Annotated in this window: 6 protein-coding genes; 4 read left to right on the top strand and 2 right to left on the bottom strand. The window is 68.4% G+C overall.

The genetic code is table 11. The annotated features are described in order from the left end of the window. On the bottom strand, positions 1–202 hold a 202-nt coding region (locus G6028_RS17450; RefSeq protein ID WP_206685741.1), incomplete at its 3' end, for a hypothetical protein. Between the two features lie 312 nt (positions 203–514). Beyond that, positions 515–1,054, bottom strand: coding sequence for an Rv1476 family membrane protein (locus tag G6028_RS08160; RefSeq protein WP_187700278.1), 540 nt, complete (start codon positions 1,052–1,054; stop codon positions 515–517). A 242-nt stretch (positions 1,055–1,296) separates the two neighbouring features. On the opposite strand from G6028_RS08160, the gene acnA reads away from it, so the two are divergent. The 4 genes from acnA to G6028_RS08140 all read left to right on the top strand — a co-directional run. Next, entirely contained in the window at positions 1,297–4,110 is a 2,814-nt protein-coding gene (acnA, locus tag G6028_RS08155) for an aconitate hydratase AcnA (protein ID WP_182658584.1), read from the top strand. 91 nt (positions 4,111–4,201) lie between these two features. Continuing rightward, entirely contained in the window at positions 4,202–4,771 is a 570-nt protein-coding gene (locus G6028_RS08150; RefSeq protein ID WP_179525301.1) for a TetR/AcrR family transcriptional regulator, read from the top strand. A 27-nt stretch (positions 4,772–4,798) separates the two neighbouring features. Beyond that, positions 4,799–5,641, top strand: coding sequence for an aldo/keto reductase (locus tag G6028_RS08145; RefSeq protein ID WP_182658583.1), 843 nt, complete (start codon positions 4,799–4,801; stop codon positions 5,639–5,641). Positions 5,642–5,756: 115 nt separating this feature from the next. Next, on the top strand, positions 5,757–6,260 hold a 504-nt coding region (locus tag G6028_RS08140), incomplete at its 3' end, for an MFS transporter (protein ID WP_182658582.1).

Here is a 6,260-nt window from a genome sequence, read left to right as displayed (position 1 = left end):
CCGCGACCGCACGGATCAGACCGCTGATGTCTCCGGGCGAGGTCGCCGGGACCTCCTGGGCCGCGACCACCGGTGCGTGGACCACGCCCGACGCGGTGCCCAGGACGAGCGCCGCCGCGAGGAGGGCGCGTCCGGGCGTCCGGACCGGGCCCCGACGTCTCCGCGCTCCCGGAGCGCGGCTTGATGAATGGTCAGGCTTCACGTTTCACCTTCCGATAACCGCACGAGGATGCGGCTGACCGCGCGACCCGCACGGCGGGACGCGTCACCGAGGAGGGTGAGGTTCGGGTGATGCCTTCCCCTGCGCCACTAGAGCCTCATACCAACTCGGCAGAACCGATGGTTCCTCTAGCACCGTAGGTCACAGAAGTCCCGTCCGGAACATTGGACGGCAAAATACACTGCTGTAACTCTAATAACGCGAGAAAACCCGGCGTGTCGGGCGATGGGGAGAAGAGCGTCCGTCAGCGCAGACGCTGCCGGAGATCGTCAGCGCAGGCGCCACCGGGGATCGTCAGCGCAGGCGCCGCCGGAGGGCGACGACGAAGGCGACCGCCACGACGATCGCCAGCACGAGCACGACCGCCGAGAACGCGCCCCAGGGCGGGGCGGGGGCGGTGACCTTGTGCGCGAAGACGGAGGCGGAGGCCACCGGGTCGAACTCCTCCCAGGCGTCGTCCTGGCCGGCCTCGAGCTTGTGGCGGGGGATGGTGTCGCTGGAACTGCCGACGAAGACCGGGGTCCGGACAAGGATCGTCCCCTCGTACTCCTCGTTCAGCAGGGCGGCGAGGTCGCGGGCGTCGGTGTAGACGGCGGCCGGGGCCTCGGTGTAGACCACCTTGAGATCGAGCCCGCGGTCCCCAGCCTCGGTGACGACGGTCCGCAGTCCCTCGACGAACGGCTCCGGGGCGGAGACCCCGTCGTCGGCCAGGTCCCGGGACACGGCCTCGAAGTCGAGCCACTGCGGGACCTCGCCCTCCTGCAAGGACATCACCGGCTCGGCCTCGTAGGCGAGCGTGGTCACGGAATCGTCGGAGTTGTCCACGGCCGACATGGTGCCATCTCGTCGTCGTCGAACCGAATACGCGCGCCGGACGGCGCGATACCCGCTCCGCGCCCCCCACCTTCGGGCGTGCCGGAACCTATACAGAACGAGCGTACTGGTAAATTGATGACCGCAACCGGGCGCGAGGGTCCACAATGGGTCCTGTGTCCGCCCCCGGCGTTGCCGCCCGAGACACGCGGCGACACCGGGAGGGATGACGAATCGACATTCACACCACGAGTGGAGCTGACGTGACAGCAAGCATTGACAGCTTTGGCGCCAAGGGGACCCTAGAGGTCGGCGGCCAAGCCTATGAGATCTACCGCCTCTCGGCGGTCGAGGGAGCCGCCAAGCTCCCCTATTCCCTCAAGGTCCTCACCGAGAACCTGCTGCGCACGGAGGACGGCAAGAACGTCACCAAGGCGCACATCGAGGCCCTGGCCGGTTGGGACCCCTCCGCCGAGCCCGACACCGAGATCCAGTTCACGCCCGCCCGCGTGATCATGCAGGACTTCACCGGTGTCCCCTGCATCGTCGACCTCGCCACCATGCGTGAGGCCGTCAAGACCCTCGGTGGCGACCCCGACAAGGTCAACCCCCTCGCGCCGGCCGAGATGGTCATCGACCACTCCGTGATCATCGAGTCCTTCGGTGGTCGCGACTCCTTCGACAAGAACGTCGAGATCGAGTACCAGCGCAACGAGGAGCGCTACCAGTTCCTCCGCTGGGGTCAGGGCGCCTTCGACGACTTCAAGGTCGTCCCCCCGGGTACCGGCATCGTGCACCAGGTCAACATCGAGTACCTGGCGCGCTCCGTGATGGTCCGGAACGGGCAGGCCTACCCCGACACCTGCGTGGGCACCGACTCGCACACCACCATGGAGAACGGTCTCGGCGTCCTGGGATGGGGCGTCGGCGGTATCGAGGCCGAGGCCGCCATGCTCGGCCAGCCCATCTCCATGCTCATCCCCCGCGTCGTGGGCTTCAAGCTCACCGGGTCGATCAAGCCGGGCGTCACCGCCACGGACGTCGTCCTGACGATCACCGAGATGCTGCGCAAGCACGGCGTCGTGGGCAAGTTCGTGGAGTTCTACGGTGCCGGCGTCGCGGCTGTGCCCCTGGCCAACCGCGCCACGATCGGCAACATGAGCCCGGAGTTCGGCTCCACCTGCGCCATGTTCCCGATCGACGGCGAGACCATCGACTACCTGCGCCTGACGGGTCGCGACGAGGAGCAGCTCGCCCTGGTCGAGGCTTACGCCAAGGAGCAGGGCATGTGGCTCCACGCCGACGCGGAGGAGCCCGTCTTCTCCGAATACCTGGAGCTCGACCTGGGCGACGTCGTCCCGTCGATCGCCGGACCCAAGCGTCCGCAGGACCGCATCGAGCTGGCCGACGCCAAGAGCGCGTTCCGCAAGGACATCCACAACTACGTGGACGCCGGCGTCAACCCCCTCGGTGACACCGAGAAGGGCCGGATGCAGTCCGAGGGCGGTGCCCCGTCCGACAACACCGGGACCGCGACCCTCTCGCACGCCGAGGAGGGCTCGGTCCGGGCCGACGCCTCCGACGGCTCCGAGGGACGTCCCTCCAAGCCCGTCGAGGTGTCCGTGGACGGCACCGAGATGGTCCTGGACCACGGCATCGTCTCCATCGCCTCGATCACGTCCTGCACCAACACGTCCAACCCGTCGGTGATGATCGGCGCCGGGCTCCTCGCGCGCAAGGCGCACGAGAAGGGCCTCAAGGCCAAGCCGTGGGTCAAGACGTCGATGGCGCCGGGTTCGCAGGTCGTCACCGAGTACTACGAGCGGGCCGGACTCTGGCCGGACCTGGAGGCCCTCGGCTTCTACCTCGTGGGCTACGGCTGCACCACCTGCATCGGCAACTCCGGACCGCTGCCGGAGGAGATCTCCAACGCGATCCAGGAGCACGACCTGACCGCCACCGCGGTGCTGTCCGGTAACCGCAACTTCGAGGGCCGGATCAACCAGGACGTCAAGATGAACTACCTGGCGTCCCCGCCGCTGGTCATCGCGTACTCCATCGCCGGGACCATGGACTTCGACTTCGAGGCCGACTCACTGGGCAAGGACACCGACGGCAACGACGTCTACCTCAAGGACATCTGGCCCTCCACCGAGGAGATCGAGGAGACCATCAAGGCCTCGATCTCCTCCAAGGAGTACACGTCCAAGTACGCCGACGTCTTCGCCGGCGACGACCGCTGGCGTGGGCTCAGCACCCCGGACGGCAAGACGTTCGAGTGGGACGCCAAGTCGACCTACGTGCGCAAGCCCCCGTACTTCGACGGGATGCAGATGGAGCTGACCCCGGTCGAGGACGTCAAGGGCGCCCGCGTCCTGGCCAAGCTCGGCGACTCGGTCACGACCGACCACATCTCGCCCGCGTCGACGATCAAGCCGGGCACCCCGGCCGCGCAGTACCTCGACGAGAACGGTGTGTCCCGTCAGGACTACAACTCGTTCGGGTCGCGCCGCGGCAACCACGAGGTCATGATCCGGGGCACGTTCGCCAACATCCGCCTCCAGAACCAGCTGCTGGACGGTGTGACGGGCGGCTACACGCGCGACTTCACGCAGGAGGGCGCCCCGCAGGCGTTCATCTACGACGCCGCGCAGAACTACGCCGCGCAGGGCACGCCGCTCGTGGTGCTCGGTGGCAAGGAGTACGGCACCGGGTCCTCCCGCGACTGGGCGGCCAAGGGCACCAGCCTGCTCGGCGTCAAGGCCGTCATCACCGAGTCGTTCGAGCGCATCCACCGCTCGAACCTCATCGGCATGGGTGTCATGCCGCTGCAGTTCCCCGAGGGCGAGTCGCACGAGACCCTCGGCCTGGACGGCACGGAGACGTTCGACATCACCGGGATCGAGGAACTGAACAACGGCACCACGCCCAAGACGGTCAGGGTCACCGCCACCAAGGAGGACGGCCAGGTGGTCGAGTTCGACGCCAAGGTGCGCATCGACACCCCCGGCGAGGCGGAGTACTACCGCAACGGCGGCATCCTGCAGTACGTGCTGCGCAACATGATCAAGGGCTGATCACCTCCACCCCGACGGCGGTGCGCGGTAACTCCTGGTGAGACAGGGGGAACCGCGTACCGCCGTGGTGTATCCGTAGGAAGGTTGTGAGATGCCCAGGGTCAGTCAGGACCACATGGACGCCCGGCGTCGAGAGATCCTGTCGGGGGCGCGCGAGTGCTTTGCCGAGTTCGGGTTCGAGGGCGCCACGGTCCGACGTCTGGAGGAGACCACCGGTCTCAGCCGCGGTGCGATCTTCCACCACTTCGACGACAAGGACGCCCTGTTCCTCGCGTTGGCGCACGACGACGCCGCGGCGATGGCGGCCACGGTGGCCGAGCAGGGTCTGGTCCAGGTGATGCGGGAGATCCTGGCCGACCCCCACGAGTTCTCGTGGCTCGGGACCCGACTGGAGATCGCGCGACGGATCCGCACCGACCCGGCCTTCCGGGAGCGGTGGACCGACCGGCAGGCGGAGCTCGACGAGGCCATCCTCGCCCGCCTGCGGGAGCAGAAGGACTCCGGGAGGATGCGGACGGACGTCCCCGATGACGTGCTGCGCGTCTACCTCGACATCGTGCTCGACGGACTCATCACCCACCTCGCGACAGGGCGCGGCACGGCTCACGTGAGCGCGATGCTCGACCTGGTGGAGGCCTCGCTGCGTACCGGTCGCGAGTGATCCCGGGACGGGCGTACGGTGGGGCGCATGACCGATTCGACACCGCAGATCCCGCTGATCGACCTGGGCGACGGCCGTGCGATCCCCCAGCTCGGCTTCGGTACCTACCAGGTTCCCCCCGCCGACACCGAGAAGGTCGTCTCGGACGCACTCGAGGCCGGGTACCGGCACCTGGACACCGCCCAGATGTACGGCAACGAGGACGGGGTGGGTCGCGCGATCGCGGCCTCGGGGATCCCGCGTGACGAGCTGTGGCTCACCACCAAGCTCAACAACTCCTTCCACGAGCCCGCCGCCGCCCGCGACTCCGCCGAACGCTCACTCGAGGCCCTCGGCGGCCGGATCGACCTGTTCCTGGTGCACTGGCCGCTGGCGATGCACGGCGACGTCGCCCGCGTCTGGGAGGCCATGGAGGGCATCCGCGCCGACTTCGCGGTGGACTCGATCGGGGTCTCCAACTTCACCCCGGCCAACCTCGCGCGACTGTCCGATGCGGGCCTCAGCACTCCCTCCGTCAACCAGATCGAGTCGAACCCCTACTTCGTCAACGACGAGGTCCGCGCGGCGTGCGCGGACCGCGGGATCGCAGTGGAGGCGTGGAGCCCGCTCGCGCAGGGCGCGGTCTTCGGCGACCCGCAGCTCACCGCCTTGGCGGAGCAGGTCGACCGCTCGGTCTCCCAGGTCGTGCTTCGCTGGGTGCTCCAGCGCGGGGACATCGTCTTTCCCAAGTCCTCGAGTCCGGAGCGGATGCGTCAGAACCTCGACGTGTTCGACTTCGAGCTGAACGACGAGCAGATGGCCTCGATATCGGCCCTGCACAACGGCACTCGCTCCGGCCCGGATCCGGACACCTTCGACTGGCGGGGCTGAGGATCCCGGCTCACTCCTCATCGAGAAGAGCGTTCCGGACACGTTTCGTTCGAGCCAGGTGCGCGGAACGCCCTTTTCGACGGTGAACGCTCTCGCCTCGCCCTAGAGTCTGTCCATGACCACCACACGGGCGCACGGCGAGGCCGCGCGTGACGACGGCCGGTCCGCCGGGCGTCCCTCGGGCCGGATGCTCGCCTCGTACGCCGCCGGCAGCGTGGGCACGGGCGCGTTCAGCACACTGCCGGGGCTGGTACTGGCCTACTACCTCACCGACTCGATCGGGGTCGCCGCCGCGGTGGCGACGGTGCTGGTGCTGGTGCCCAAGGTGATCGACGTGCTGGCCTACCCGCTCATCGGGGCGATCTCCGACCGCGCCTCGCACCGCACCGGATACCGGACGGGTCTCATGCTGTTCGGGGCGCTCGCGCTGCCCCTGCTCTTCGTGGCCACCTTCTCGGCGCCGACGCAGTGGGGCACCGCGCTGGCCGGTGTCTGGGTCATGGGCTTCTTCCTGCTGGCCTCCCTGGCCTTCTCGTGTTTCCAGGTCCCCTACCTCGCTCTGCCGGCGGAGCTGACCGGCGACTCGGGGGTGCGGGTGACCATCCTCGCGTGGCGCGTC

The sequence above is a fragment of the Dietzia cercidiphylli genome (genome assembly GCF_014145145.1).
Lineage (GTDB): Bacteria > Actinomycetota > Actinomycetes > Mycobacteriales > Mycobacteriaceae > Dietzia > Dietzia natronolimnaea.
Note: the sequence above shows the minus strand (reverse complement) of the source record. Positions and strands in the feature narration are given on the sequence as shown.